The 25,739-nt window shown below is 58.0% G+C and carries 28 protein-coding genes; 15 read left to right on the top strand and 13 right to left on the bottom strand.

What is annotated here, in order from left to right; translation table 11 throughout:
- The first annotated feature begins 135 nt into the window (after positions 1-135).
- The 5 genes from nthA to RUA4292_RS02105 all read left to right on the top strand — a co-directional run bounded on the left by nthA (position 136) and on the right by RUA4292_RS02105 (position 3,390).
- Positions 136-750 (top strand): nitrile hydratase subunit alpha, encoded by a 615-nt coding sequence (nthA, locus tag RUA4292_RS02125; protein ID WP_058276103.1) that lies wholly within the window; start codon positions 136-138, stop codon positions 748-750.
- Positions 747-1,424 (top strand): nitrile hydratase subunit beta, encoded by a 678-nt coding sequence (gene nthB, locus RUA4292_RS02120; protein WP_058276102.1) that lies wholly within the window; start codon positions 747-749, stop codon positions 1,422-1,424. Before nthA ends, nthB begins: the two co-directional genes overlap by 4 nt.
- Complete coding sequence (locus RUA4292_RS02115; protein WP_058276101.1) at positions 1,421-1,756, top strand: nitrile hydratase accessory protein; 336 nt, start codon at positions 1,421-1,423, stop codon at positions 1,754-1,756. Before nthB ends, RUA4292_RS02115 begins: the two co-directional genes overlap by 4 nt.
- Before the next feature lie 99 nt (positions 1,757-1,855).
- A complete protein-coding gene (locus RUA4292_RS02110; RefSeq protein WP_058276100.1) occupies positions 1,856-3,148 on the top strand; it encodes an adenylosuccinate synthase in 1,293 nt (430 codons plus the stop codon).
- Positions 3,148-3,390, top strand: coding sequence for a DUF2842 domain-containing protein (locus RUA4292_RS02105; RefSeq protein ID WP_058276099.1), 243 nt, complete (start codon positions 3,148-3,150; stop codon positions 3,388-3,390). Before RUA4292_RS02110 ends, RUA4292_RS02105 begins: the two co-directional genes overlap by 1 nt.
- A 73-nt stretch (positions 3,391-3,463) precedes the next feature.
- Here the strand turns inward: RUA4292_RS02105 and RUA4292_RS02100 are convergent, their stop codons facing one another.
- A complete protein-coding gene (locus RUA4292_RS02100; RefSeq protein ID WP_058276098.1) occupies positions 3,464-5,101 on the bottom strand; it encodes a hypothetical protein in 1,638 nt (545 codons plus the stop codon).
- Between the two features lie 121 nt (positions 5,102-5,222).
- Between RUA4292_RS02100 and RUA4292_RS02095 the strand changes: the two genes are divergently transcribed.
- A complete protein-coding gene (locus RUA4292_RS02095; RefSeq protein WP_058276097.1) occupies positions 5,223-5,930 on the top strand; it encodes a thiamine diphosphokinase in 708 nt (235 codons plus the stop codon).
- Here RUA4292_RS02095 and RUA4292_RS02090 read toward each other — a convergent pair.
- Genes RUA4292_RS02090 through RUA4292_RS02075 form a run of 4 tightly spaced genes read right to left on the bottom strand, consistent with a single transcriptional unit; the run spans position 5,875 to position 9,340 of the window.
- Complete coding sequence (locus RUA4292_RS02090) at positions 5,875-6,789, bottom strand: DMT family transporter (protein WP_058276096.1); 915 nt, start codon at positions 6,787-6,789, stop codon at positions 5,875-5,877. The two genes, RUA4292_RS02095 and RUA4292_RS02090, sit on opposite strands and share 56 nt — an antisense overlap.
- Before the next feature lie 39 nt (positions 6,790-6,828).
- Positions 6,829-7,239, bottom strand: coding sequence for a GFA family protein (locus RUA4292_RS02085; RefSeq protein WP_082636958.1), 411 nt, complete (start codon positions 7,237-7,239; stop codon positions 6,829-6,831).
- 24 nt (positions 7,240-7,263) lie between these two features.
- Complete coding sequence (locus RUA4292_RS02080; RefSeq protein ID WP_058276094.1) at positions 7,264-8,637, bottom strand: L-serine ammonia-lyase; 1,374 nt, start codon at positions 8,635-8,637, stop codon at positions 7,264-7,266.
- A 1-nt stretch (position 8,638) separates the two neighbouring features.
- On the bottom strand, positions 8,639-9,340 hold the full coding sequence (locus RUA4292_RS02075; RefSeq protein ID WP_058276115.1) for a glutathione S-transferase family protein: 702 nt from the start codon (positions 9,338-9,340) through the stop codon (positions 8,639-8,641).
- A gap of 167 nt (positions 9,341-9,507) precedes the next feature.
- Between RUA4292_RS02075 and rpiA the strand changes: the two genes are divergently transcribed.
- The 6 genes from rpiA to RUA4292_RS02045 all read left to right on the top strand — a co-directional run bounded on the left by rpiA (position 9,508) and on the right by RUA4292_RS02045 (position 15,905).
- A complete protein-coding gene (rpiA, locus tag RUA4292_RS02070; protein ID WP_058276093.1) occupies positions 9,508-10,293 on the top strand; it encodes a ribose-5-phosphate isomerase RpiA in 786 nt (261 codons plus the stop codon).
- Positions 10,294-10,616: 323 nt separating this feature from the next.
- Positions 10,617-11,975 carry a glutathione-disulfide reductase gene (gene gor / locus RUA4292_RS02065; RefSeq protein WP_058274840.1) on the top strand — a complete coding sequence of 453 codons (1,359 nt, stop codon included), beginning with the start codon at positions 10,617-10,619 and terminating at the stop codon, positions 11,973-11,975.
- Between the two features lie 72 nt (positions 11,976-12,047).
- Positions 12,048-13,193, top strand: coding sequence for an FtsH protease activity modulator HflK (gene hflK, locus RUA4292_RS02060; protein WP_058274841.1), 1,146 nt, complete (start codon positions 12,048-12,050; stop codon positions 13,191-13,193).
- The gene (gene hflC, locus RUA4292_RS02055) at positions 13,193-14,089 is read left to right on the top strand and encodes a protease modulator HflC (RefSeq protein ID WP_058274842.1); all 897 of its coding nucleotides are present in this window, start codon (positions 13,193-13,195) and stop codon (positions 14,087-14,089) included. The genes hflK and hflC overlap by 1 nt, the downstream gene beginning before the upstream one ends.
- Entirely contained in the window at positions 14,089-14,283 is a 195-nt protein-coding gene (locus RUA4292_RS02050; protein ID WP_058276092.1) for a DUF2065 domain-containing protein, read from the top strand. The genes hflC and RUA4292_RS02050 overlap by 1 nt, the downstream gene beginning before the upstream one ends.
- A 131-nt stretch (positions 14,284-14,414) precedes the next feature.
- Positions 14,415-15,905: a Do family serine endopeptidase gene (locus RUA4292_RS02045; protein WP_058276091.1), complete on the top strand. Its 1,491-nt coding sequence runs from the start codon at positions 14,415-14,417 to the stop codon at positions 15,903-15,905.
- Between the two features lie 220 nt (positions 15,906-16,125).
- Here the strand turns inward: RUA4292_RS02045 and RUA4292_RS02040 are convergent, their stop codons facing one another.
- The 5 genes from RUA4292_RS02040 to RUA4292_RS02020 form a co-directional block, all read right to left on the bottom strand.
- Complete coding sequence (locus RUA4292_RS02040; RefSeq protein WP_058276090.1) at positions 16,126-16,794, bottom strand: Crp/Fnr family transcriptional regulator; 669 nt, start codon at positions 16,792-16,794, stop codon at positions 16,126-16,128.
- 160 nt (positions 16,795-16,954) lie between these two features.
- Positions 16,955-17,560 (bottom strand): inner membrane-spanning protein YciB, encoded by a 606-nt coding sequence (locus RUA4292_RS02035; protein ID WP_058276114.1) that lies wholly within the window; start codon positions 17,558-17,560, stop codon positions 16,955-16,957.
- A gap of 16 nt (positions 17,561-17,576) precedes the next feature.
- Positions 17,577-18,479 (bottom strand): DMT family transporter, encoded by a 903-nt coding sequence (locus tag RUA4292_RS02030; protein ID WP_058276089.1) that lies wholly within the window; start codon positions 18,477-18,479, stop codon positions 17,577-17,579.
- Positions 18,480-18,565: 86 nt separating this feature from the next.
- A complete protein-coding gene (gene ftsY / locus RUA4292_RS02025; RefSeq protein WP_058276088.1) occupies positions 18,566-19,729 on the bottom strand; it encodes a signal recognition particle-docking protein FtsY in 1,164 nt (387 codons plus the stop codon).
- A 58-nt stretch (positions 19,730-19,787) separates the two neighbouring features.
- Positions 19,788-20,426 carry a lysoplasmalogenase gene (locus RUA4292_RS02020; protein WP_058276087.1) on the bottom strand — a complete coding sequence of 213 codons (639 nt, stop codon included), beginning with the start codon at positions 20,424-20,426 and terminating at the stop codon, positions 19,788-19,790.
- A gap of 134 nt (positions 20,427-20,560) precedes the next feature.
- Here RUA4292_RS02020 and RUA4292_RS02015 point away from each other — a divergent pair, with 134 nt between their 5' ends.
- The gene (locus tag RUA4292_RS02015) at positions 20,561-20,956 is read left to right on the top strand and encodes a hypothetical protein (RefSeq protein WP_058276113.1); all 396 of its coding nucleotides are present in this window, start codon (positions 20,561-20,563) and stop codon (positions 20,954-20,956) included.
- Positions 20,957-20,968: 12 nt separating this feature from the next.
- Here the strand turns inward: RUA4292_RS02015 and xseA are convergent, their stop codons facing one another.
- Complete coding sequence (gene xseA / locus RUA4292_RS02010) at positions 20,969-22,462, bottom strand: exodeoxyribonuclease VII large subunit (protein WP_058276086.1); 1,494 nt, start codon at positions 22,460-22,462, stop codon at positions 20,969-20,971.
- Between the two features lie 74 nt (positions 22,463-22,536).
- On the opposite strand from xseA, the gene purD reads away from it, so the two are divergent.
- Positions 22,537-23,799, top strand: coding sequence for a phosphoribosylamine--glycine ligase (gene purD, locus RUA4292_RS02005; RefSeq protein ID WP_058276085.1), 1,263 nt, complete (start codon positions 22,537-22,539; stop codon positions 23,797-23,799).
- 279 nt (positions 23,800-24,078) lie between these two features.
- On the opposite strand, the gene RUA4292_RS02000 is transcribed toward purD, so the two are convergent.
- Positions 24,079-24,732, bottom strand: coding sequence for a hypothetical protein (locus RUA4292_RS02000; RefSeq protein WP_058276084.1), 654 nt, complete (start codon positions 24,730-24,732; stop codon positions 24,079-24,081).
- 308 nt (positions 24,733-25,040) lie between these two features.
- Positions 25,041-25,403 carry a tautomerase family protein gene (locus tag RUA4292_RS01995; protein WP_058276083.1) on the bottom strand — a complete coding sequence of 121 codons (363 nt, stop codon included), beginning with the start codon at positions 25,401-25,403 and terminating at the stop codon, positions 25,041-25,043.
- A 163-nt stretch (positions 25,404-25,566) separates the two neighbouring features.
- Here RUA4292_RS01995 and RUA4292_RS01990 point away from each other — a divergent pair.
- The coding region (locus tag RUA4292_RS01990) for a transposase (RefSeq protein ID WP_082636957.1) at positions 25,567-25,739 on the top strand (173 nt) is incomplete at its 3' end.

Genomic DNA, 25,739 nt, shown 5'->3' with positions numbered 1-25,739 from the left:
CGTGGCGTGTATCGCGTGGTACTTATGCAAGTTTTCCAGCGGGGGCAAGGGAGGAGTTGGGATCAAGAACGGTGATGTTTCAGATCACAGCAAAGGGACTGGACAGCATGGCCGCACCTCGCGCAGGCTGCGGCCATGCCACATGATGATCACGACCACCCGCACACCCTTTTGCCACCTGATCCTGCGCTGCGGGTAAAGGCGCTGGAAACGATTCTGACTCGCAAGGGACTGATCGATCCGGCGGCGCTGGATGAAATTATTGATACCTATCAGAACAAGATCGGCCCGCAGAACGGCGCGCGGGTCGTCGCCAAAGCCTGGACTGACCCAGACTTCAAAGCCGCGTTGCTGAAAGATGCCACATCGGTTGTCGCCGATCTGGGTTACTATGGGCGTCAGGGCGAACACATGGTTGTCGTCGCAAACACACCTGAACAGCACAACATGGTCGTGTGCACCCTGTGCAGTTGTTACCCGTGGCCGCTGCTTGGTATTCCGCCGGGTTGGTACAAATCCGATGCCTACCGGGCGCGGGCTGTGCGTGAGCCGCGCAAGGTTCTGGCTGAGTTCGGGGTGACCCTGCCCGAGACGTCCTCGGTTCGCGTTTGGGATTCGACGGCCGAAGTGCGGTACCTTGTGCTTCCGATGCGGCCAGAAGACACGGATGGCTTAACCGAAGACGAGTTGGCGGCACTTGTCACACGCGACAGCATGATCGGAACCGGCCTGCCAAAGGTGCCGTCATGACCAGAGTTCACGATATGGGGGGGCGGTTCGGCGATGGACCTGTGCACCCCGAACCCGATGATGCCCCGGTTTTTGCTGAAGACTGGCATGCGCGGGCATTGGCAGTCACGCTGGCTACTGGATCGCTGGGGCAATGGAATATTGATATCTCACGTCACGCACGCGAGAGGCTCTCACCCAAGGACTACACGCGATTTTCTTATTACGAGAAATGGATTTCAGCCCTGACGAACTTGCTGGTCGAAAGCGGCGTGCTGACCGAAGAAGACCTGCGTGGCGAGGCGGACAAAGAAGAACACCCTCTGGCGGGCCGCAAGATGAAGGCCGACGCGGTTGCTGGAGTGCTGGCCAGCGGCGGTCCTGCGGATAGACCTTCGAACGTCCCGACGGAATATTCGGTAGGGCAGGAGGTCGTGACAACACGTCCAACTGCCAACCGCCGCGTCGACGGCGGTCATACTCGGTTGCCCCACTATGCCGCCGGAGCGAAGGGGCGCATTCTAATGGTGCACGGGACGCACGTGCTGCCGGATTCCAGCGCTCACAGATTGGGAGACGCGCCTGAGCCTCTATATGCTGTTGTATTCCCGGCATCCGAACTTTGGACCAACCCGGAACATCCCAATGACGAGGTGGTTTTAGATCTTTGGCAAAGCTATCTGGGCCCGGTATGAGCGATTGCGTTGCCCATGCCGCCCCTGAGCCTGTTTTTGCTGAACCCTGGCATGCGCAGGTGTTTGCCGTGACGGTAGCACTAAATGAGACCGGCCGGTTTGATTGGCCCGATTGGGCTGCGCGGTTCTCGGACACCCTGAAGCGCCATGGGCTGGATCGGGAACTGAACGGCGGGAACGACTACTTTTTCGCGTGGCTGGAAACGCTTGAGGCATTGTTGGCCGAGCAAGGCACAGCCACGCCCAACGACGTAAACCGGCTGCGCAACGCCTGGGAAGACGCATATCTGACAACCCCACACGGCAATCCGGTGCAGCTAACGGACAAGTAGTCCCCGGAACTGCTCAACTGCGTCGAATTACCGGTTTCCCTGTCGCGTTACCCCCGTTATACGAGCCGAGTTTGATATCTCAGCGCAAAAGGACCGGATATGGCCAATGTGGTTGTTGTCGGCGCCCAGTGGGGTGACGAAGGAAAAGGCAAGATCGTCGACTGGCTCAGCGAGCGTGCAGACGTAATTGCACGCTTTCAGGGCGGACATAACGCCGGTCACACGCTGGTCATCGATGGTGAAGTCTACAAGCTGCATGCGCTTCCGTCCGGTGTTGTTCGCGGCGGAAAACTGAGTGTCATCGGAAACGGTGTTGTGCTGGATCCTTGGCACCTGATCAAAGAGATCGGAACCATTCAGGCTCAGGGCGTCGAAATCACCCCTGAAAATCTAATGATTGCTGAAAATACACCGCTGATCCTGCCGTTCCATGGTGAACTGGATCGGGCGCGTGAAAGTCAAAACTCGGTTGCGAAAATCGGGACAACCGGCCGCGGCATTGGTCCTTGCTACGAAGACAAGGTTGGCCGACGTGTGATCCGAGTGGCTGATCTTGCAGACGATGCAACGCTGGCATTGCGGGTTGATCGCGCCCTGGTTCACCACAACGCGCTGCGAAACGGCCTTGGGCTGGAGCCGATTGATCGTAATGCTCTGATCGCTCAGCTTAAAGAGATCGCGCCGCAAATTCTGCCGTTTGCTGCACCCGTCTGGAAAGTGTTGAACGAAAAGCGCAAGGCCGGCAAGCGTATCCTGTTCGAAGGCGCGCAAGGTGCGCTTCTGGATATTGATTTCGGAACTTACCCGTTTGTGACGTCGTCCAATGTAATCGCCGGTCAAGCTTCCACAGGCGTCGGCATCGGTCCGGGGTCCATTGATTTCGTTCTTGGCATTGTCAAAGCCTATACAACACGAGTGGGTGAGGGGCCGTTCCCAACCGAGCTGGACGACGACGATGGTCAGCGGCTTGGCGAGCGTGGGCACGAATTCGGGACAACCACAGGCCGCAAACGTCGTTGTGGTTGGTTCGATGCCTGCCTGGTGCGCCAAACATGCGCGACCAGCGGTGTGAACGGTATCTCGCTGACCAAGCTGGACGTTCTGGACGGATTCGAAACCCTGAAAATCTGCGTTGGCTATGAGCTGGACGGAGAACGTCTGGATTATCTTCCGACTGCGGCCGACCAACAGGCGCGCTGCAAGCCGATTTATGAAGAGATGCCGGGTTGGAGTGAATCCACCGAAGGGGCGCGCAGCTGGGCGGATCTGCCGGCCAATGCCATCAAATATGTGCGCCGGGTCGAAGAGCTGATCGATTGTCCCGTCGCCCTTTTGTCCACCAGCCCGGAGCGGGATGACACCATACTGGTGACAGACCCGTTTGCAGACTGATGGCAGAGGAACAGAAACAAGGCCTCAGCTACAAGGCGCGCCGCCGCTGGTCTCTGGCGCTTTTACTGATTGGGTTGCCGCTTTACATCGTGGCTGTGGTGACGGTTGTGAACTGGCTTGATCGCCCGCCGATCTGGCTTGAACTGCTGGTCTATGTCGGTCTGGGCATCGTGTGGGCCTTGCCCTTCAAGTTCGTGTTCAAAGGCATTGGGCAAGCAGACCCGGATCAGTCGGAAGATTGAGAGAGCACTTCTTTTCCTGTACAAAAAGGGGCCGATGATTGCATCGGCCCCTTTTTCTTTTGATTTTTTTATTTCAGCCTGCGGCGCGCTCATCATCGGGTCGGAACCCGATCTGCGTTGAGGCGGCAAAACGACCACCACCAGCTTTTTCGATCTTGCCGTCCCGAAGCAATTGACCGAACGAGCGCAGGCTTTCTTCGCGGTTGAAGTCGTCCTGCTTGAGCGAGCGGATCTTATTCATCAGCTGTGGGCGCGAGAATTGTTCCTGACCTTCGATGAACGACAGGTAAGCGGCGGCAGCCTCCAACAGGTCGGGCAGCGATTGTGCGCCTTGTTCCTGTGCAAACAGGGCAAAACCACCTTCTTCGTTGGAATCGCCTGCTTCGTCTTCTGATTTGGACGTAACGCGGCGCGGGGTTACCGGACCGGCATCCTGTTCCCTTACGTCGACACGCTGTTCAGCAACCAGTTTCAGCGGCGACGAGGTGTCCGACTGCGGTCGCATGCTGGTGACCTGAATCTCGGGGCGACGCGGGCTGACGACCGAGGTCAGATCGCCGCGGTATCCGCTTTCCTCGGACTCTTCTTGCTGGGGCCTGGCCTCGCGCTCAGCTTCGGTCGCGGCGACTGCCGTGCGCAGATGCGAATAGGTTTCGCGCTGCGTGATGGTCGCCGGGTCATCCATCTGGATGTCGGCCTTGTCCATCAGGCGGGACAAATCCTGATCCAAGGCCGTATCGTTCGGGGATTGAACGTCCATTGCGGCCTCGACCTTCGAGATCTCACTTAGAACATTGGCCTCATCCTCGGCGGTCAGATAACCCTCTTGGCTCTCTGTGGCATCGTCGATCTGATCCGCTTCGGTTTCTTCGCTCAGGATATTGCCGGGCTCATCGGTTTCGGCCGTTTCATCAAGATCGGTGAACAGCGCCGAGGGCGTGGGCGCCTCTTCCTCTTCCTCGTCTTCGTAGTCGGCGTCCTGCTGCATCGAGAACGGCTGCACGGGTTCTACCGGTTCTTCCGTTGTTTCGGCTTCTGCCACTGGCTCTGCCACGGCAAGGGTATCCTCGATTTCTTCCGCCTCAAAAGCTGGTGCCATCGGTTCAGCGGCTGCTTCCGGCTTGTCCGTTTCCGAAAGGTCCGACGCCTTGAGAGAACCCGCCTCAAACGCGGCGGCGACCGCATCCATCGGGGCAGCTGGCTGATTACCCAGGCTTGTGTCCTCGTCTTCTGCATAAATCACCGAGTTTTCTTCGGCATGCGAAACGACGGCGCGGATGCGCTGCAGTTTCGCTGCAATGCTGTCCGCAGCCGGGGCAGGCGCGCTTTCAACCGGCTCGGCATCAGCAAAGAACGACTCGGCCCCTTGTGCAGGGGGGGTGGCACTGGGGCTCATCACTTGGGGGTCTGCTTGTGCAGCGGTTGGAACCACAGCAGGGGTTGGCTTTGCAGCCTGCTGGGTCGCGCGCAGCAACAGGCCGGAATCGCTCTGGCTGGCTTCTACATGTTTTGCGGCGTCACGCTGTGCGATCCGGGTCAGCATTTCTGCGTCAGGCTGTGGGGGTTCAGAACCAAAATACCGATCGTCGGCAGAAAGATCACGGAAGTACTCTGCGATTGCCTTCATCGTTTCGAATGAATTGTCGAATCCTTCCAAAGTGCAGGAGAAGGTTCCATAAGAAACGGTCAATACCTTGTTGTTCTGTACCATCAGACGCACGTCCTCTACAAACTACGAGAGCCAACCACCTTATGCAGGCACACCTATTGGCTCGGAACTCTCTGCATGAACCTATCATTTTGTGGTCTCAATGTGTCCAAATCCGGGAAAAATGATCAATCTAAGTAAAAAACGCCCAATTGTACGGTCATTTGAGCCAATTGCATTGGTCGGAGGTGGGGAAATCGGCCCTGACGATCTAGAGGTGATGCTGATTCGCGCCAATACGGTCGTGGCGGCCGATGGTGGAGCCGCCCCATTGGTAGAATCAGGTTGCATTCCAGCTGCCGTGATTGGCGATTTCGATTCGCTGGACAGTCGGCACAAAGACCAAATTCCAGTGGACCGGTTGTATCCCATACGGGAACAAAACAGCACGGATTTTGACAAGGCTCTGCGCAGCATCGACGCGCCTGTTGTGTTGGGGGCAGGGTTCTTGGGCGGGAGGTTGGACCATCAGCTTGCTGTTCTTAACACGTTGGTTCAGAGACAGGATCGCCCCTGTGTCCTGTTGGGCGAGACGGAGGTCGTCTTCCACGCGCCTCCACAGATTTCCCTGTGTATCACCCCTGGCGATGTCGTTTCATTTTTTCCGTTTCAGCGGGTAACCGGTACCAGCAGAGGGCTGGAGTGGCCCATCGACGATTTGGTGATGGAACCAGGCGGGCAGGTAGGCACGTCCAACCGCGCGCTGGCGGATGTTGAACTGACGGTGGATGCGCCGGGATTGCTGGTGATGGTGCCGCGATACGCTCTGGATCAGGTTACGCAGGCGTTTCTGTCGGGGCAGACCGGGCGCTGGCCCGCTCGCGCAGAATGACATATAGGCCCGCGGCGACGGTGATGCCAATGCCGACAGCGGCCATGCCATCCGGAAGGTCATGGAAGATCAACCAGCCAAAGAACGTCGCCACTGGGATCTCAAGATACTGCATGGGGGCCAGCGTGGCGGACGGCGCGTAGCGCAACGACCACGTCATGAACAGATGCGCGACAGTGCCCAGGACACCGATCCCGATCAGCAGCAGGTGACTTTCACGCTCGGGAAAGATGAAGGACAGCTCCCAAATATTGCCGAGTGTTCCCAGCGCCAGAACCGGCAGCAGCAGAACCGTCGCCATCACTCCGGATACGGCCTGCAAGACTATTGGGTCGGTTTCCTTGGCAATCTGTCGTGTCACCAACATGAAAAGGGAAAAGACAATCGCAACGACCAAGGGTAACAGAGCGGCGGCACCGACCTGAACAAAGCTGGGCTGGATGACCAGCAAAGTGCCCAAGAACCCGACAACACAGGCGATCAGGCGGCGCATACCGACCTCTTCACCCAGCACGTACTTGCCCAGCAACAGCATGATGAAGGGCATGACAAAGGCGATGGCGACTGCGTCTGCCAGCGGCAAGTATTGCAGTGCGCTGAACATTGCCGCGATAGCAATGATGTGCAGAACCGTTCGGATGAACGCCAGCCACACAAGACGTCCACGCATGCGCCAGTGCCGCCTGGTCAGGGCCACCAAAGGTATCAGGATCAACGCCTGAACGGCAAAGCGAATAAACACCAGAACGCCGACCGGTGTCGTCTCGCCCAGCAGCTTGGCGATGGAATCGCCCATCGGTGCAAGCACGCAAAAACACAGCATCAAGAAGATGCCAAAGACGGGACGATCCTGGGTCATGCGGCGACGCTACGGGTTTTGGCACCCGGTTGAAAGCGTCTATGAAATCGGCTGCACCTTCGTGTAGTCGGGTCCGATGCAGACGGGCAGGTCGTCGTCCAGTTTCAGCCAATCCAGCCGTTCTTCATGGGCCACGTGCAGCGTGGGCTGCAATTGGTTGGGATCCTCTAATGTGGCGACATACAAATGCAGTACGTCCGACATGGCTTGGGATCGAAACGAGATCGGCGTGCCGCAATTGGGACAAAAGCTGCGCTCGACACCGGGCGAGGAATTAAAGGTTTTCGGCGGCTCGCCAGTCCAGCGCCATTGCCCGTCGCGCACGCCAAAATAGGTCGTCATCGGGGCCGCACATTGCCTGCGGCAACTATCGCAATGGCAGCTCACGCAGGACAGGACCGGAGGATCAACCTCGTAGCGGATGGTGCCGCACAGGCAATGTCCTTGCATCGTTGAACTCCATTGCTGTAACTGTCAGCAGTTTGGCACGTTTACGGCCAACCCGCCCAGAGACGTTTCCTTGTACTTCTCATGCATATCATGCCCGGTCTGGCGCATGGTTTCGATCACCGAATCCAGCGGCACGAAGTGTTTCCCATCGCCACGTAGCGCAAGTGAAGCAGCCGAGACGGCTTTGATGGCCGCCAACCCGTTGCGTTCGATGCAAGGGACTTGCACCAGACCAGCGACCGGGTCGCAGGTCATTCCCAGATGATGCTCCAATGCAATTTCGGCGGCGTTTTCGACCTGCTCGGGCGTACCACCCATCACGGCGCAGAGGCCCGCTGCAGCCATTGCCGAGGCGCTTCCAACTTCAGCCTGACACCCAGCCTCAGCGCCTGAGATCGAGGCGTTGTATTTGACCAGCCCGCCAATGGCCGCTGCCGTAAGGAGGAAGTCCTCGATATGGCTTTCCGAGGCACCCGGAACGTGATCGAGGTAATAGCGCAGTACGGCAGGCATCGTACCAGCTGCCCCGTTTGTGGGCGCAGTGACGACTTGCCCGCCAGCCGCGTTTTCCTCGTTTATCGCCATCGCATAGACGCTCATCCAGTCGTTGATGGTGTGTGGCGCGTTCAGGTTCATACCCCGTTCGGCCAACAACGCGTCGTGAATGCCCTTGGCGCGGCGGCGGACTTTCAGACCGCCGGGCAGAATGCCATCCGTCTTCAGTCCACGTTCGATACAGTTGTTCATGACTTCCCAAAGCCGGGCGGTGCCTTTGGCGAAACTGTCCGCACAGCCACGCGCGATTTCGTTTTCGCGCTTCATCTGGGCGATGCTTTTGCCGCTGGCGTTTGCCATCTCAAGCATTTCGGCAGCCGAGTGGAACGGGAAAGGCACGGCAGGGCCGTCATTGGTGGCTTTGCCATCGGCCAGTTCTTCCTCGGTCAGGACAAAACCGCCGCCTACGGAATAATAGACCTGCCGCAGGATCACGTCGCCTTGCGCGTCTGTCGCCATCAAGATCATGCCGTTGGCATGACCGGGTAGGTTGTGGTCGTAGTCAAAGATCAGATCGGCCTTTGGATCGAATTGCAGGGTCGGCAACCCCTCGGGCGTGACTGAGTGCGTTTCAGCAATAGCGGCCAACGCGGCCTCGGCCTTGTCGTTGTCATAGGTGTCAGGAACAAACCCGGCCAGTCCAAGGATCGTAGCCCGGTCTGTTGCGTGACCTACGCCAGTAAAAGCCAGCGATCCGTGCAGCGATCCGCGAAGACCGGCGAATTCAAACGGCGAGGCGCGCATCAGGTCCAGAAACCGTGCGGCGGCAACCATCGGCCCCATTGTGTGTGACGAGGACGGGCCGATGCCCACTTTGAACATATCAAAAACAGACAAGAACATATCAGGTAGCAGAGCCTTCTGGAGGGTGAGCATAAGATGGACTAGTGAAGGGGGTAACCCCCAACCCCTCGGCCGCGATGGCAGCCCGGGTTGCGGGACGGCTTTCCAGGCGCATCAGAATGGTTTGCAGGTAAGGCGTATCCGCCAATTGATACCAACTGCGATCAGCGCGCTCCGGGTAAAGGGACATCCACCGCATCTGGCAGGCAAGGTAGTATGTAAGGACCGAGGGCTGATCGGCGTGCAACCAACTGGGCGAAGTTTTAGCAACATCATCCAGAACCCGAAGATGTTGGCGTAGGCGCGGGCGGATACCGTTGCGCAAGGTTTCGGCCTGTGCCGCGTCGATGTATTTTTCGGCATAGAACAGGATGCGCAGATCGGCATGTATAGTGTTCGATGCGAAAAAGAGCCATTTCAGGAACGCAGCCCGATCCGGGTTGTCAGAGGCGGGAGCCAGTTGCGCATGTGTATCTGCCAGCCACAAAAGGATGGCGGCTGTTTCAAAGATCGGACCTTGTGGCGTTTCAAGAACCGGGATCAGGCCGTTCGGATTCAACCCTCTGTAAGCCGCGCCATTCTGTGCGTTTTGCCGACGATCCACCAAAGCCGTCTCATAAGGCAGGCCCATCTCTTCCAACACCAGTCTGATCACCAGAGAGGCGTTGTCGGGGGCAAAGTGCAATCTATAGGGCGCGTTCATGGGCTGTATGTATACATCAGCAGGGATGTCGAACGTCTCGATTGCGACGTTTCCAATAGGAAACGCGTAGTTTCGCGAAAAGTTGGCCTGTTGGATCGGCGAATTGGCGCTCGCAGTTGCGTCGGACATTCCGTATAAATTCCGCAATACCAAGGGGGAATGCAACAATGACCGGAGATTTGTCACCCATGGACAAAGCCAAATATGCCGCGGCGCGACAGGCCGCTGATATGGTTCAGGACGGAATGCGCGTTGGGCTGGGCACCGGATCAACGGCCGCCTGGATGGTCCGCCGTCTGGGAGAGCGGGTGCAGGAGGAAGGTTTGCGGATTAAGGCTGTTCCGACCTCAACCCGCACCGCGCAACTGGCTCGTGAGTTGGGGATCGAGGTTGTCTCGCTGGATCAGGTGGGTTGGCTGGACCTGACCATCGACGGCGCGGATGAATTCGACGGCGATCTGAACCTGATCAAAGGTGGGGGCGGCGCGCATCTGCAGGAAAAGATCGTTGCCACGGCAAGCGATCAGATGATCGTCATTGCTGATGCCGGGAAAGAGGTCGAAACACTGGGCGCATTCCCGTTGCCGGTCGAGGTTATCCCTTTTGGCTGGCAGACTACGCGCACGCTGATCCAAGAGGCGCTGGATACCATGGACGTTCTGGGCACTTCTGCCGCGCTGCGCATGAACGGAAAGGCGCCGTTTGTCACGGATGAGGGCAATCACATTCTGGACCTCCACCTTCAGCGCATCGGAAATGCCAGGCAACTGGCGCTAGTGCTTAATCAGGTTCCGGGTGTGGTCGAGAATGGTTTGTTCATCGACATCTGTGACAAAGTTGTGATCGGCCACGGCGATGGTCGGGTCGAGTTGCGCGATATCAACGATGGAACGATCGAACTTGATCAGTCGGTGGAGGCAGGCGAGAACTTGTTCTCAGATCTGGCGGATTAAGCGGAACAGACACAGATCGCTTTACGTCACTCGTTTTATTCGGACGCTACATTGTTTTGAGTGAAGTCGTGACCGCGAGCGATTTGGGACACGTACAATTTGGCACTTGGTTTGACCAATCCAAGACGCGGAGGCTGCCGTTGAATAAAACAATCGGAACCATATCTGGGCGTTTGTTCAGAACGCTGTTGCGGTTCTCTGCGCAAGTTCGAGAAATCGAAGAGGCCGGCGCCCCGGCGATCACTCTGGACAGCAGCGCGAGATAGAGTACACCCCATGCAAGGCCTGCGGGCGCTTGCGGAAATTTGGAAGAGGCAGGACAAATGAGCTTTGACTATGATCTGTTCGTTATCGGCGGAGGCTCAGGTGGGGTCCGGGCCGCACGTGTGGCAGCTGGTGAGAACGGTGCCAAGGTGGGGCTGGCCGAAGAAGACCGCTACGGCGGCACCTGTGTCATCCGAGGCTGTGTGCCCAAGAAGCTGATGGTCTTCGCCAGCGAATTCTCGGGTATGGTCGGTGATGCGCAAGCCTATGGCTGGGACATTCAGGCCGGTGCTTTGAACTGGGATACTTTTCACGGCAAGCTGGTGACTGAACTGGACCGGCTTGAAGGCATCTACCGCAATATCCTGAAAAACAACGGCGTTGAAAGTTCTGACCAGCGGGCGACCGTTGTGGATCCACATACGGTCGAATTGGCGGATGGGACACGCAAGACAGCCAAGCATATCCTGATCGCTACAGGCGGTCGTCCGGTCGTGCCCGAGTTCCCGGGATCGGACCTAGCGATCACGTCGAACGAGATCTTCCACCTTGAGAAGCTGCCCCAAAGCATTCTGATTGTCGGTGGCGGCTATATCGCCAGCGAATTCGCCGGTATCATGAACGGGATGGGCGTCAAGACCACTCAATTCTACCGCGGCGCGCAAATTCTGCGAGGATTCGACGAAGAGGCGCGTGGCCTGATCTGCGAAGAGATGCGCCAGAACGGCATCGATGTTCGTTTGGGCACCAATGTGCTGGAAATGACCAAAGAAGGCGACAAGATTCGCGTCAAGGCCACCGATGGCACCGAGGATCAGTTCGACGTGGTCATGTACGCCACCGGGCGTGCCCCGAATGCGGATAATCTGGGCCTCGAGGCGCTGGGCGTGGAACGTGGCCGCAAAGGTGAGATCGTGGTGGATGAGTACAGCCAGACTGGCGTACCCTCGATCTATGCCATCGGCGACGTGACCGACCGCGTGAACTTGACACCCGTCGCGATCCGCGAGGGGATGGCCTTTGTCGAAACCGTGTTCAAGGGCAACCCGACGCCTGTGGATCATGAACTGATCCCGACCGCGATCTTCACCCAACCGGAATTCGGAACGGTAGGCCTGAGCGAAGAAGAAGGCGCGGCACAGGAACCGATTGAGGTTTACGCGACATCGTTCAAACCAATGCAAAAAGCCTTTGCCGGTGGAACGCAGCGCGTGTTGATGAAGCTGATCGTCAGCCAGGCGACTCGTAAAGTTCTGGGCTGCCACATCGTCGCGCCGGGCGCGGGTGAGATGATCCAGCTGGCTGGCATTGCCGTCAAAATGGGCGCAACCAAGGAAGATTTCGACCGCACGGTTGCCGTTCATCCGGTGATGGCAGAGGAATTGGTAACAATGCGGCAACCTGTGCGCACTGCTTGATTTGCAACCGCGCGCACACAAGTTACAAGGGAACCCGTGATCACACGGTCCAACACAAGGGAATAGATACATATGGCGGGCAATAGCGGCGGCCCCTGGGGGGGCGGAGGCTCCTCGGGCGGCGGAGGAAATCGGGGTGACAACGGTGATGGGCGCAAGCCCCCCGAAGGCGATGGTCCGCAGATCCCCGAGATTGATGAGCTGATGAAGAAAGGCCAGGAACAGCTGCGCGTCCTTATGGGCGGCCGCGGCGGTTCAGGCCGAGGTGGCAACGGTCAGGGCTCTGGCGGCGGTGGCCCCATCTTCACAAAAGGTACGGTTCTTATTGGTGTCGTCGTCGCGGCGGTATTGTGGGGGGCGGCCAGTTTTTACACGGTCAAGCCCGAAGAACAGTCGGTTGAGTTGTTCCTCGGCGAATTCTCGGCCGTCGGAAATCCGGGTCTAAACTTTGCGCCCTGGCCTTTCGTTACCGCCGAAGTCATCCCGGTCACCCGTGAACAGAACGAAGATATGGGCGGCGCGCGCGGCAGCGATGATGGCTTGATGCTGACCGGCGACGAAAACGTGGTCGATATCGACTATCAAGTCGTCTGGAACATCAACGACCCTGCAAAGTTTCTGTTCAACCTGCGTGATCCGGTCCAAACGATCCGCGCGGTGTCGGAATCAGCGATGCGAGAGATTATTGCGCAAAGCGAACTGGCACCGATCCTGAACAGGGATCGTGGTGTAATCGCGGATCGCTTGCAGGAACTGATCCAGTCCACAATGGACAGCTATGATTCAGGGATCAACATTGTCCGCGTCAACTTTGACAAAGCCGACCCACCGCAGGACGTAATTGCCGCGTTCCGCGACGTTCAAGCCGCGGCGCAGGAGCGTGACCGCGAACAGAATATTGCGGACGCCTACGCGAACCAGGCACTTGCCCAAGCCCGTGGTGAAGCTGCGCAGGTTCTGGAAGAGGCAGAAGGATATCGTGCCCAACAGATCAACAGTGCGCGGGGTGAAGCCAGCCGCTTTAGCGCAGTTCTGGAAGAATACTCCAAAGCGCCCGATGTGACGCGTAAGCGTCTGTATCTGGAGCGTATGGAGCAGATTCTGGGTGACGTTGACAAAATCATTCTGGACCAGAACTCATCCGGGCAAGGGCAGGGTGTTGTGCCCTATCTGCCGCTGAACGAGCTGCGTCGTAGCCCAGCCGGGGAGAGCAACTGATGCGTAAATCACCCATTATCCTCATTCTTGTCGTGATCCTTGGCGTCGTTGGCCTGTCTTCGATCTTCATCGTGGACGAACGTGAACGCGCGCTGGTCTTGCAATTTGGTCGTGTCGTCGCGGTCAAGGAAGACCCCGGTCTGGCGTTCAAAATCCCGGTGATTCAAGAAGTTGTCCGCTATGACGACCGTATCCTGTCTATTGACGTACAGCCTCTTGAGGTGACGCCTCTGGACGATCGGCGTCTGGTTGTCGATGCATTCGCACGTTACCGGATTTCAGATTTGAATCGGTTCCGTCAGGCCGTTGGTGTCGGCGGTATCCCGGTTGCCGAGGATCGTCTGGATCGTATTTTGCGAGCCGAAACCCGCGAAGTTCTGGGCTCGGTTTCGTCTCGTGACATCCTGAGCTCGGACCGTGCGGCGCTGATGCTGCGCATCCGAAACAGCGCGATTGCCGAAGCACAGGCGCTGGGCGTGACTGTAATCGACGTGCGATTGAAGGCGACTGATCTTCCCCAGGCCAACTTGGAAGCGACCTTCGACCGGATGAAAGCTGAACGGGAACGTGAGGCTACCGATGAGCGCGCCCGAGGTAAGGAAGCCGCGCAGCGTATCCGCGCGCAGGCTGACCGGACCGTGGTCGAGCTGGTGTCAGATGCCCGTCGTGAGGCCGAAATCACCCGTGGTGTAGCGGACGCTGAACGTAACGCGATCTTTGCGGAAGCCTATGGCGCTGACCCGGAGTTCTTTGAATTCTACCGTTCGCTGACCGCGTATGAGAACGCGTTGCAGGGCGGCAATAGCTCGTTGGTTCTGAGCCCGGATTCCGAGTTCTTCAACTACCTCGGTTCGCCAACCGGACGGCAAGCTCCGGCTGCTGCGGCCTCCGAATAATGGGGCTGATCCTTCTGGCTTTCGGGCTGGTATTGATTGTAGAGGGGCTGGCCTATGCGCTGGCCCCTTTGCTTATTGAGCGCATGTTAGAGACATTGCGGTCCCTACCCGAGCAGGCGCGGCGGCTGGCCGGTTTGCTGAGCGTGGTCAGTGGCTTTCTCCTGCTATGGGGGGCCTATCAGGTTGGGTTTTGATGCTGTGACCTCACTTGCAGGTGATTTCCCCGCGATCCCGAGTTGCGGGCAAGGACAAACCGACTACATTGGTTCCTGAGAAGATTTGCCCGAGGGCAGTTTTACAAGACTTGTTGACAAGGAGTTCCCAAGTGCAGGCACAAGCACGCAGTATTTCAGTCCGGCAGGGCGAGGGTGTTGGTTTCATGCGGCTGATGTGGCTGGCCATTGCGGGGATGATTCTTGTTCTGGCCCAATCCGTCGCAGCACAGGCGCGGAGCGAAAGCCTGGCGCCACTGGCAGAAAAGATCAGCCCGGCCGTGGTCAACATTACCACCTCAACGTTGATCGAAGGCCAGACCGGCCCGCAGGGCATTGTGCCCGAGGGATCACCGTTCGAAGATTTCTTTCGCGATTTTCAGGACCGGAACGGTGATGATGAAAATCGCCCGCGCCGCAGCAACGCGCTGGGTTCGGGGTTCGTGATTTCTGAAGACGGCTACATCGTCACCAACAATCACGTGATCGCCGAGGCCGATGAAATCCTGGTGGAGTTCTTCCCCGGTGATGGACAGCCGCCGGAGGAACTGCCTGCCAAGGTGATCGGCACGGACGAGAAAACCGATATTGCGCTGCTGAAAGTCGCGGCCCCGGGCCCGCTGCAATACGTGCAGTTTGGCGACAGTGACGTCGCCCGTGTCGGTGATTGGGTTATTGCCATGGGCAACCCGTTGGGGCAGGGCTTCTCGGTTTCGGCCGGGATCGTTTCGGCCCGCAACAGGGCGCTGAGCGGTTCGTATGACGACTACATCCAGACCGACGCGGCCATCAACCGGGGCAACTCGGGCGGCCCGCTGTTCAACATGAATGGTGAGGTGATTGGTGTAAACACTGCGATCCTGTCGCCCAACGGTGGCTCGATCGGGATCGGCTTTTCGATGGCGTCCAACGTTGTGGTCAAGGTGGTCGACCAACTGCGCGAATTCGGCGAAACCCGCCGTGGTTGGCTGGGCGTTCGCATTCAGGACGTGACCGAGGACATGGCCGAAGCAATGGGGTTGGCCAAGCCGGGCGGTGCGCTGATCAGCGATGTTCCGGATGGGCCGGCGAAAGATGCTGGTCTGCTGGCTGGTGACGTGATCCTCAGTTTTGATGGGGTCGAGGTCGAAGATACACGCGGCCTTGTGCGTCAGGTCGGAGAGACAACCGTAGGCAAAGCCGTGCGTGTTGTCGTGCATCGCGATGGCGGAACACAGACCGTTCTGGTTACTCTGGGGCGCCGTGAGGATGCCGAACGGGCCGATCAGGGCGACGAGGAAACGTCTGAGGCTCCAACGGAAGAGAACGCAGCTATTCTGGGCCTGACCATTTCACCACTGACGGACACGCTGCGCACGGACCTTGGTCTTGAAGAAGACGCCGAGGGGCTGGTTGTGACCGAAGTGGATGAAGCCTCTGAGGCGTTTTCCAAAGGGTTGCGCGCCGGTGATCTGATCACCGAGGCTGGACAGCAAAAGGTAACGTCGATTGCAGACCTGGAAGCACGTATGGAAGAAGCGCGTGAAGCCGGGCGTAAATCACTGTTGTTGCTTGTACGTCGCGGTGGCGACCCCCGCTTTGTGGCGCTGAGCTTGGGCGAGTAACGCACCACATCAAACGTTGTGACAAGGCCGGGGCAATGCCTCGGCCTTTTCCGTTTCACGTGGCGCTGAAAGTAAGTGAGCCACACGCCGGGGAGGCGCATGGCTCTGGTACAGGGAGAGGCCAGTGGACAGATATCGGGGATGATTCTCTGGCCCCCTACGGTAACAACTAAGACATTAGCTATTTTGGCATGCGCCGTATGTGAAGGAGGTCACAAGGTCAGATTAAGTCGGATTCGGCCAGTTCTTTCAGGGCGTTGAAGTCCTGGATCATCAGCCCGCCGCGGGATGCCTCGACAACATTGTCGCGTTTCCAGGTTGAAATCGTTTTGAATACAGCCTCGCGCGTGGCACCGACGAACTCGGCCAATTCGCTTTGGGACAGGGTGATGCGCATTGCGGGGTCGTCCTGAAGGGCGGACAGATGCAGCAATTTGCGCGCCAGACGAATGGGCATCGGCAAGAATACCTGTTCGTTCAGCTGTGACCCCATCCAGCGCATACGCAGGCCCGCCAGACGGATCATGTCGACGGCAAGATCGGGGTGCTGGCGTATCTGGTCCATCACGTCCCTGCGGCGCACGCGCAGCACGCTTGATGGCTCGGCCGCTGCTATCGTGGCGGTCCGCGGCCCGCTGTCGAACAACGCTATTTCGCCAAACACTTCGCCCGGCTTCATAAGGGTCAAAGACAGCTTGCGCCCGCTCATCGCAAGGAATGAAACCTCAAGCGTGCCCTCAGAAATCACATACAGCGCATCGCCTTCGTCCCCCTGCTCAAACAGCACCTGGCCCTGATCCAAGGAAATCTCGGTTGCGAGTGCCGAAAGCATAGCCCTGAGTCGGTCTGATGCCTCGGACAGAAATCCGCTGTTTGGGAGTGCCTTCATGTGGTTGAGGGGTCTCCGGCTGCTGGTGTTGAGTGGTGCCTCAATGTCCCACAGCCGTGCTATTATTCCAAGGTTTTTATTGGCTTGTCTGATTGTGCGCTGTGTGACGGCTCATTATGAAAGCAAACGCTTAAGCTGCGCGCCGATTATCAGTGTTCGTCTATTGGTGGTCTGGATCATCCATGTAGCGTTGCAACAGACTGAACTGAAGCATCAGAAACGCCATCAGCGCGATCGGAAAGGCGAAAGTTTCAATTTTGACCCACAGGTCCGTCGACATGGTTCGCCAGACAAATTCATTGGCAACGGCCAGAACCGCAAAGCAGCCGCACAACCGGCGGGTCAGGATCATCCAGCCCTCATGGCGCATCGGCAGCATATCTTCCAGGACATAGGCCAGATAGGATTTCCCTTGCAGAAGGCCAATTCCAAGGATGACCGAGAAAAAACCGTAAACCAGCGTGGTTTTCATCTTGAAGAACCGCTCATCATTGAACCAAGCGGTCAGGCCCCCAAAGAAGATGACCATGAAGGCGGTGAATATCTGCATCCGGCTAAGTTTGCCGGTCAGGACCCAGAGAATGCCCATGGCGGCCAGCATCAGCGGGACGAAGATGATCGTCGCGATGATAAAGCCGGAATATTCGGTGCCTCCGATCAGGAAACTGTCGTCACGCAGGCGTAGGTAGATGAAGAAAAAGGCCAGTGGGGGCCCAAGCTCCAACGCCTGTTTCAGAAATGGATTGATTTCTTTTTTGCCTGACATGTCGGTTTCCTGATTTTTACCCGCCCATTTCAACTATTACGGCGCCCAATGCAATCAATGCCATCAGCGCGACCCGTCTTGGACCCACAGTTTCTTTTAGCACCAGCCACCCGATCAGCGCCGCGAAGACTGTCGAGGTTTCTCGCAGAACGGCAGCTTCGCCGACCTTGTCCAGACGGGTCGCCAGCATGATTGCTCCGAAGGACATAGGGGCGATGATGCCTCCGGCCAAGCCTCGCAACATCAATGGACCAACGGCTGGGCGATCGATCATGGCGCGCCATCTGAGGAATGCGTAAATCGGCATCGCAAAACCGTCGATCATGAAAAACCACGCCAGAAAGGTGAACGGGTCGGCGGTGGCCCGGATACCATAGGCGTCATAAGTGGTGTAGAGCGCGACGAACAGGCCAGTTGCGATGGCCAGTACCAGCGCGATGCCCAGCGTTTCCCGGTTGGTTTCCAGAAAACGCAAATTATAGGCGGCCAGGCCGAAGATACCGGCCAGCAGAACCAAAACGCCAAACCATTGAATCCCGGTAAACGTCTCGCCAAAGAGCAGATAGGCGCCGATGACCGTGAAAAGGGGGCCAGTGCCGCGTACGACCGGGTAGACGACAGTGTATGAACCCTTTGTATAGGCCATGGCCTGAAGGACCTTGTAGGCGATGTGGATCACCCAGACCACGGCGAAGATGGACCACATGTAGGGTTCAGGCCACGGTACCACGAAAAAGGCAAAAGGGGCGGCCATCAGGCAATAGCAGGCGTCGATTGCCCCACGGGACAGCCAGGGATCGTGGCGACCCTTCTGCAGTGCGCCAAATACCGCATGCAGGAAGGCAGCCATCAAAGCGAGGCCAAGAGCCAGCTGATGGCCCGCTTCGGTGCCTTCGAGAGAAATCAGCCAGTCGCTCAAATGTCAGTCTTTTCGCTGGGAGGAGAGGCTGGGGGTTTTCCACCCCCAGACCCCCGGAGGATATTTGGGGCCAGATGAAGGGGGGATCAGGTTTGGTCCAGGCCAGTGAGTGCGGCCGCGAACTCTTCAGGGTTGAAGGGGGCGAGGTCGTCGATCTGTTCTCCGACGCCTATGGCATGGATCGGCAGGCCGAACTTGTCGGCCAGTGCCACCAAAACGCCACCTTTGGCGGTGCCGTCGAGTTTGGTCATCACCAGACCTGACACGTCAGCGAGATCGCGGAATGTCCGGACCTGGCTCAGCGCGTTCTGGCCAGTGGTGGCATCCAGCACCAACAGCGTGTTGTGCGGGGCGGTCTCGTCGATTTTGCGGATTACGCGGACGATCTTCGCCAGTTCCTCCATCAGGTCCGCACGGTTTTGCAGGCGACCGGCCGTGTCGATCATCAGCAGATCTGCGCCGTCTTGCTGCGCGCGGGTCAGAGCGTCGAAAGCCAATGAGGCCGGGTCTGACCCTTCGGGTGCGGTCAGCACCGGCACGCCGGCGCGGTCGCCCCAGACTTGTAGCTGTTCGACGGCGGCGGCGCGGAAGGTGTCCCCGGCAGCGATGACGACCTTTTTGCCCGCGGCTTTGAACTGGCTGGCGAGCTTGCCGATGGTTGTGGTCTTGCCGGACCCGTTGACGCCAACGACCAGCACGACCTGCGGGCGCTTGGGGTAGATGGGCAGAGGCTTGGCAACCGGTTCCATCACACGGGCGACTTCCTGGGCCAGCAATTGCTTAATCTCTTGCGTAGACAGCTTTCGGCCCAACCGCCCCTCGGCCATGTTGGATGTGACACGCAGTGCGGTGTCGACGCCCATATCCGAGGCGATTAGCAATTCCTCTAGCTGCTCAAGCATGTCGTCGTCCAACGTGCGACGGACAACTGCCTTGGCTTCGTTACGGCCAAACAGTCGTCCCAACACCCCTTTGGACGGCGCGGCCTCGGGCGGTGGTGGGGTAGGGGTTGGATCGACCGGTGCGGGTTCAGGAGTTTCGACCGGCTGTGGCACAGGGGCGGGTTCAGGTGTCTCTGGCACCGGCTGTGGAACTTCGGGAACTGGTTCTGGCTGCGGCTCGGGCTCGGGTATTATCGGATCGGGGGCGGTCGTTTCCTCGCCACCGTCTTCGACGATGGCATCCAGCCCCTGTTCGAGGCGGGACGAGGATTTGAACAGCTTGTCCTTGAGCTTTGAGAAAAACGCCATTTTTGGTCTCCGCAGGTGTTCCTCTCACCTAATGCGGATTTGCAGCAGTTGCAAAGGGTCACAAAAACGCAATCAAAAGCCCCGCCTGAGCGCCCCAGTATAGGATCCAGATCATATAGGGCGTGATGCGTAGCGCCGGATGGCCGTTAGGCAGCAGAAACTTTTCAGTCGCCAGTATCAGGTCCGACGCGATGAAGGCCAGTGCGGCGGGCAGGGCCCAGCGTAACGCGCCCGCCTCGGGCAAGGCGAGGACCGTAATGCCCATGCCAAGGATGACCGGGATATAGCCCAGAACCGGTATCTTGAGGTCACCGGTGCGGGGGGGGAGCAGGGTTGCAGCAACGATCCCGAGGATGATCAGTGACCAAAAAATACCGGGCTTGTCCAAGATCAAAGCAGTGTCGCTGGATGGGTGACTGAGGAACAGAGCGATATAGGCCAGGTGGCCTGCTGCAAATGCACCGATCCCTGCCATGAAGGTCGAGTCCGTCTCGCGTGATAACAGCGCGTCGCCCAAGGCGCACAGGACTAGCGCAAGGGTCAGTAGGATGGGGGCGCCACTTAAGACAGCAACCAGCGCCAGTAGCGCGACAGAGGCCGTCTTGAAGAGGGATCGCAGGGGGCTGGCCGGGCGCGGTGACATCGGCAAATAGGCCAGCGCGCTCGCGGCAGCGAACCAGAAAAAAGCGGTTGTCATCAAATGTCCCCCATTTGGCTTTTTTTAGCAGCATCACCGGGATCGCCATTACAACTCAAGCGGTGACGTTAAGGCAGCCGGTTTTAGGGGATTGTCTGTTGGCGATGCCGACCGGCATCTGTCAGAATGTTCCCATGCTCAGGCGTATTGCGATTCTTCTGACACTTTCTGCGCAGACGGCAGCGGCTCAGTCAGCTTTGTCTGGGGCTGAATTCGACAGTTATACGCGCGGAAAAACCATGTTCTATGGGTTTCAGGGGACGGTTTACGGCGTCGAACGCTATTTGCAAAATCGCCGCGTGATCTGGTCTTTTCTGGACGGCAATTGCAAAGAGGGTGTCTGGTACGAACAAGCGGGCCAGATCTGCTTTGTCTACGAAGACCGGATTGACCCGCAATGCTGGGTCTTTACCAAGTCTGACGGGGACTTGATCGCCTTGTTCGAGGGCAACTCGGACGCCACCGAGCTGTACGAGGCCGAGGACATCAATGAAGAAATGGTTTGTCTCGGCCCCGAAGTCGGGGTCTGAAGTCGCATTCGGCTAGAACAGCGAACCCTGGTCCGGTGCATCTTTCTTTGCTGACTTCTTAGGTGCCGCCGGTGAAGTCGTGGGCTGGCCCGTATTCAGCAGACCATCTGCGAATTCGATCTCGAATACGCTGTGCTTTGACGCCTGTTTCTTGGTTGTCAGAACCTCGCCTTCAGCTCGGACCACAGCGTAGCCACGCTGCAACGTCGCCTTGTAGCTAAGTGTTTCACGCAGGCGATCAGCGGCGTCCAGCTGTTGCCGCATCCGATCCAGGCGCGTGGCCTGAGCCGCGTTCATACGGTCGGCCAACCTGTTGATATTCTGCTTTTGTTGTTCGATCTCTCTGTGGATTGGGCGCAGAGACAGACGGGATGACAGGTTGCGTAAGGCCTCGTTTCTGGTCGAAACGAGATTGCGCAACGTCGAAGGGCGCAGATGTGCGGACAGCTCAACGACTTGCAGACGTCGGTTCTGCACGCCGCGATTTAGTGCGGGTGCCAGCCGATCCGCAATTAAGTCAAGGCGTTGGCGTGGGGTGTTCAACAAGCTATCCGGGCGCGGCAACGCGCGAGACAGGTCGCGAAGCCGTTGAGAGCGTCTTTGAACCGCGTCCGTCGCTGCACGAGACAGGCGTGCACCTTGCTCACCCGTCCAGGCCAGAAGTTCCATCCGAACCGGCGCGGCAAGTTCAGCCGCGGCGGTCGGTGTTGGCGCGCGTCGATCCGAGGCGAAGTCGATCAGCGTTGTATCCGTTTCGTGACCCACGGCAGAAATCAGCGGAATGTCCGACGCGGCCGTCGCGCGTGCAACGATTTCTTCGTTGAACCCCCAAAGGTCTTCGATCGATCCGCCACCCCGGGCGACAATAATCAGGTCGGGCCGGGGCAGCGAGCCGCCCGGTGTCAGTTTGTTGAAACCGTCGATGGCTCGCGCCACTTCTGGAGCGCAGTTGGACCCCTGTACGGCGACGGGCCAGATCAGCACCTTGCGCGGGAAGCGATCCCGCAGGCGGTGCAGGATGTCGCGGATCACAGCGCCAGATGGTGATGTCACCACGCCAATAATCTGGGGCAGGTAGGGCAGAGGCTTTTTACGTTCGGGTGCGAACAGACCTTCCGCCTCAAGCTGTTTCTTGCGCTTTTCCAACAGGGCCATCAAAGCGCCTTGCCCCGCGACCGCGACCTCATCAACGTTCAGGTTATATTTTGACTGCGCACCAAAAGCGGTCAGACGGCCGGTGACGACAACCTCAAGACCTTCTTCCGGCACCACCGAGAGGCCCGAAACCTGACCTTTCCAGGTGGTGCAGGCCAAAACGTTCCGGTCATCCTTGATGTCATAGTACAGATGCCCCGAGCGCGCTGTGAACACGCGTCCGACCTCACCACGCACACGGATTCGCCCGAACGTGCCTTCCAGCGTGCGTTTCACTTCGCCCGAGATGTCCGAAACGGAGTATTCTGGGGTGTTTTGGCCCGGGGTCGGGTCATCAAGCAGGTCGGACATTTCAGCGCCTTGTGTCAAATGCTCGGCCAGCTTAGAACGCCCGGAAGGCGAGGCCAAGCAGATCGGAGACCTTCATGAACATCCTTATTCTCGGCAGCGGCGGGCGGGAACACAGCCTCGCCTGGGCGGTGATGCAAAATCCCAAATGTGACCGCCTAATCGTGGCGCCGGGAAATGCCGGGATTGCGCGGATCGCCGATTGTGCGGCGCTGGATATCGAGAATGGCGGCGCGGTTGTCAGCTTTGCCGAAGAGAATGCGATTGATTTCGTAATTGTCGGCCCCGAAGCGCCCCTGGCCGCTGGCGTCGCGGATCGTCTGCGTGAAGCGGGTGTGCTGGTCTTTGGTCCTTCGGCAGATGCGGCGCAGTTGGAAGCATCGAAGAGTTTCACCAAGGAAATCTGTGACGCGTCGAACGCTCAGACTGCAGCCTATGCAAGGTTCACTGAGGCCGAGCCTGCCAAGGCTTACGTCCGCGAACAGGGCACGCCGATCGTGGTCAAAGCCGATGGTTTGGCGGCAGGCAAGGGTGTGATCGTCGCCATGGACGAACAGACCGCGCTGGAGGGCATCGACGACATGTTCGGCGGCGCTTTTGGTGGCGCGGGGGCCGAGGTGGTGATTGAGGAGTTCATGGAGGGCGAAGAGGCATCTCTCTTCGTTTTGTGTGATGGCGAGGACATTCTGTCCATCGGCACCGCGCAGGATCACAAGCGCGTGGGAGAAGGCGACACGGGCCTGAACACGGGCGGTATGGGGGCGTATTCCCCAGCCCCGGTCCTGAGCGCCGAGATCGAGGCGCGGGCGATGGAAGAGATCGTGCGCCCGACCATGGCCGAAATGAAGCGCCGGGGCATGCCATTTCAAGGCGTTTTGTATGCGGGACTGATGATAAAGGACGGCCAACCGAGGTTGGTCGAATACAATGTCCGCTTTGGTGACCCGGAATGCCAGGTTCTGATGATGCGGCTTGGTGCCCAGGTTCTGGACCTGCTTCATGCCGCGGCCGAGGGCCGTTTGAGCGAGACGCAGGTTAACTGGGCCGACGATCATGCGATCACTGTTGTGATGGCGGCACAGGGGTATCCGGGTTCCTACGTAAAAGGATCTGCGATCAAAGGCTTGGATGAGCTACCAGAAGACAGCAGCAACATGATCTTTCACGCCGGCACCAAGGCCGTTGATGGGCAGGTTCATGCCGCAGGCGGGCGCGTGCTGAATGTGACCGCGCGCGGAAATACTCTGCAAGAGGCGCGCGACCGGGCATATGCGATGGTTGAAAGTGTGGATTGGCCCGAAGGCTTTTACCGCCGCGATATCGGCTGGCGAGCTCTTTGAGTGGTCGGCAGGTAAGGGGGCGCCGCCAAACCGTCGATTGCAATTTTGTATGGCACCACTTCGCGCTTGCCAGCTTGGGCCAAATGTCTTGGCGCTCTCGCACATAACCGAGCGCTAAGGCAATAAACACGCTATCAAGCTAATGATGTTCAGGATATTTGGACGGCGCAGAAGGCTCTTTTTCGCTCATTGGCTATTACCGCGGCGAAAGTCGGCCCAGAGCCCAGGGCGGACATTTGATACCACTCCGAGCTATTTGCAGACTTTCCGGTAGAAGTGTCAGTCAGCGGCAAAACAGTAGAAATAACCGTTTCCACCGGTGCCTCGAAGCGCGTCAGGAGAACAACCGCGACTATCGTGAGCTGCGTTCCAAGATGTGTTTCCCCCGCCATGACGATCGTGATGTCCGACGGTCGCCGAACCATCGCCATTGGATGTCCAATTCGAGCACGTTTTGTCTCCCTCCTGCCAAGGGAAATAGGCGGTTCCATCGGCCTGAGTGCCGGTCAGAATGTCGTGTTCGTTGGGGCTATCGCCGCGGCCCTTGATTTTGTTTCCATTCTCGTCAACCGCAGTCCGGTAGTAGATATTTGGCAAGATGTGCAGTTGATCCAGGTCCGAAGCTATCAATTCGCCATTTGCGTTGTACCAAGGACCTTGCCCGATGCGACTTCTGGCGGAAATTCCGCGTTTTCCTTCTTCCTGTGTTGACAAATACGCGCGCCATTGACGTTCATCAGCACCGGCAGCCGCCGCGAGGCTTTGGCAATGGGAGTCAGCGCCTTCGAGGCCGCCGAGGTTTCCTCCGTCACCCAAGCCAACTGATGTAACAAAAAAGCCCATCGGATGAGAGACATTCGTTCCTTGTGCAAAAGATTCGGCGGCCAGAAGGCTTACCGCAACGGAAACAAACAGTGAAATTGAACGATACATTTATTATTACTCCTTGTTGCAACCACGTCGTCAAACAAGCTCAGTTTGATCCGCTCAGCGTAGTTGTTGAGAAAGAATTAGACTGAAGACGCTGCCCAGTTTGCAAGCGTTTTGTCCAAGGGGCTTTGCCGATCAAGCTCGCCCTGCTTGCAAAATCTCGTACGGCTGCGCCGTTTCGCAAGGCTGTCATTCAGGCAGAGTATAGCGAATGACCGTTCTGTGCCACAGTGTCTGACGCCGCGATGTCTTCGCATGACTACTTTTAGGAATCTGTTCCGATCAGCTCTCCCCTTTAAAGGATGACTTTTCTACTGATCTACAGGCACCCACGCAGGCAACGGTACACCACCAGTACAGTGGTTCTCAGAGGGGTTTTCCCGGAAAAGAACGTATAGATCGGTAGGATCTGAACTAAGTTCCTTTTGCAGCAGCACCGCAATGGCATCGACTAAAGCCTTCTTGCGGCCTTCGTCGCGACCTGGGCGTAGGTCAACTGTAACCAGTGGGAGGCCATCGCCCAAAATGCCGGAGACTTCGTGCACACCGACGTAGTCGTATTTGACTTCCTTGGGAGCAAGCGTGTCCAGAACAGCTTGTTTCACGCCTTTACGAATTCTCTTCTTAGACTCTTGGGGGGTGCCTTCTGGCACTTCTATGCGGATAACAGGCATGAATTTTCCTTTGTGCTACAGCAATGCGATAGCCTGTACGCGGGAAATGTACGCAGACCGTTCCCACCTCATCGGTTGTGCGTACAATCGAAATGGTTTCAGCATCTTGAGCCTCCCCATTTGAATGGGCCCACCGTTAAGATTAGGAAACGGAGGACCAAGAATGGCAAACAAGCGACCGAAGCCGGAAGAAATTGTCTCGAAGTTGCGGCAGGTTGAAGTTCTGATGGGGCAAGGGATGCCGCGTCTGGATGCGATCAGACAGATCGGCGTTGTGGAGCAAACCTATTACCGCTGGCGCAAGCAATATGGCGGAATGGGTGTAGACCAATTGAA

It is taken from the genome of Ruegeria atlantica (genome assembly GCF_001458195.1).
Taxonomy (GTDB): domain Bacteria; phylum Pseudomonadota; class Alphaproteobacteria; order Rhodobacterales; family Rhodobacteraceae; genus Ruegeria; species Ruegeria atlantica.
Note: the sequence above shows the minus strand (reverse complement) of the source record. Positions and strands in the feature narration are given on the sequence as shown.

Bases quoted from the DNA above. Each gene is read 5' to 3' on its own strand.
- nthA (WP_058276103.1), top strand. From the start codon at position 136: ATGCCACATGATGATCACGACCACCCGCACACCCTTTTGCCACCTGAT.
- nthB (WP_058276102.1), top strand. From the start codon at position 747: ATGACCAGAGTTCACGATATGGGGGGGCGGTTCGGCGATGGACCTGTG.
- RUA4292_RS02115 (WP_058276101.1), top strand. From the start codon at position 1,421: ATGAGCGATTGCGTTGCCCATGCCGCCCCTGAGCCTGTTTTTGCTGAA.
- RUA4292_RS02110 (WP_058276100.1), top strand. From the start codon at position 1,856: ATGGCCAATGTGGTTGTTGTCGGCGCCCAGTGGGGTGACGAAGGAAAA.
- RUA4292_RS02105 (WP_058276099.1), top strand. From the start codon at position 3,148: ATGGCAGAGGAACAGAAACAAGGCCTCAGCTACAAGGCGCGCCGCCGC.
- RUA4292_RS02100 (WP_058276098.1), bottom strand. From the start codon at position 5,101: ATGGTACAGAACAACAAGGTATTGACCGTTTCTTATGGAACCTTCTCC.
- RUA4292_RS02095 (WP_058276097.1), top strand. From the start codon at position 5,223: ATGATCAATCTAAGTAAAAAACGCCCAATTGTACGGTCATTTGAGCCA.
- RUA4292_RS02090 (WP_058276096.1), bottom strand. From the start codon at position 6,789: ATGACCCAGGATCGTCCCGTCTTTGGCATCTTCTTGATGCTGTGTTTT.
- RUA4292_RS02085 (WP_082636958.1), bottom strand. From the start codon at position 7,239: ATGCAAGGACATTGCCTGTGCGGCACCATCCGCTACGAGGTTGATCCT.
- RUA4292_RS02080 (WP_058276094.1), bottom strand. From the start codon at position 8,637: ATGTTCTTGTCTGTTTTTGATATGTTCAAAGTGGGCATCGGCCCGTCC.
- RUA4292_RS02075 (WP_058276115.1), bottom strand. From the start codon at position 9,340: ATGAACGCGCCCTATAGATTGCACTTTGCCCCCGACAACGCCTCTCTG.
- rpiA (WP_058276093.1), top strand. From the start codon at position 9,508: ATGACCGGAGATTTGTCACCCATGGACAAAGCCAAATATGCCGCGGCG.
- gor (WP_058274840.1), top strand. From the start codon at position 10,617: ATGAGCTTTGACTATGATCTGTTCGTTATCGGCGGAGGCTCAGGTGGG.
- hflK (WP_058274841.1), top strand. From the start codon at position 12,048: ATGGCGGGCAATAGCGGCGGCCCCTGGGGGGGCGGAGGCTCCTCGGGC.
- hflC (WP_058274842.1), top strand. From the start codon at position 13,193: ATGCGTAAATCACCCATTATCCTCATTCTTGTCGTGATCCTTGGCGTC.
- RUA4292_RS02050 (WP_058276092.1), top strand. From the start codon at position 14,089: ATGGGGCTGATCCTTCTGGCTTTCGGGCTGGTATTGATTGTAGAGGGG.
- RUA4292_RS02040 (WP_058276090.1), bottom strand. From the start codon at position 16,794: ATGAAGGCACTCCCAAACAGCGGATTTCTGTCCGAGGCATCAGACCGA.
- RUA4292_RS02035 (WP_058276114.1), bottom strand. From the start codon at position 17,560: ATGTCAGGCAAAAAAGAAATCAATCCATTTCTGAAACAGGCGTTGGAG.
- ftsY (WP_058276088.1), bottom strand. From the start codon at position 19,729: ATGGCGTTTTTCTCAAAGCTCAAGGACAAGCTGTTCAAATCCTCGTCC.
- RUA4292_RS02020 (WP_058276087.1), bottom strand. From the start codon at position 20,426: ATGACAACCGCTTTTTTCTGGTTCGCTGCCGCGAGCGCGCTGGCCTAT.
- RUA4292_RS02015 (WP_058276113.1), top strand. From the start codon at position 20,561: ATGCTCAGGCGTATTGCGATTCTTCTGACACTTTCTGCGCAGACGGCA.
- xseA (WP_058276086.1), bottom strand. From the start codon at position 22,462: ATGTCCGACCTGCTTGATGACCCGACCCCGGGCCAAAACACCCCAGAA.
- purD (WP_058276085.1), top strand. From the start codon at position 22,537: ATGAACATCCTTATTCTCGGCAGCGGCGGGCGGGAACACAGCCTCGCC.
- RUA4292_RS02000 (WP_058276084.1), bottom strand. From the start codon at position 24,732: ATGTATCGTTCAATTTCACTGTTTGTTTCCGTTGCGGTAAGCCTTCTG.
- RUA4292_RS01995 (WP_058276083.1), bottom strand. From the start codon at position 25,403: ATGCCTGTTATCCGCATAGAAGTGCCAGAAGGCACCCCCCAAGAGTCT.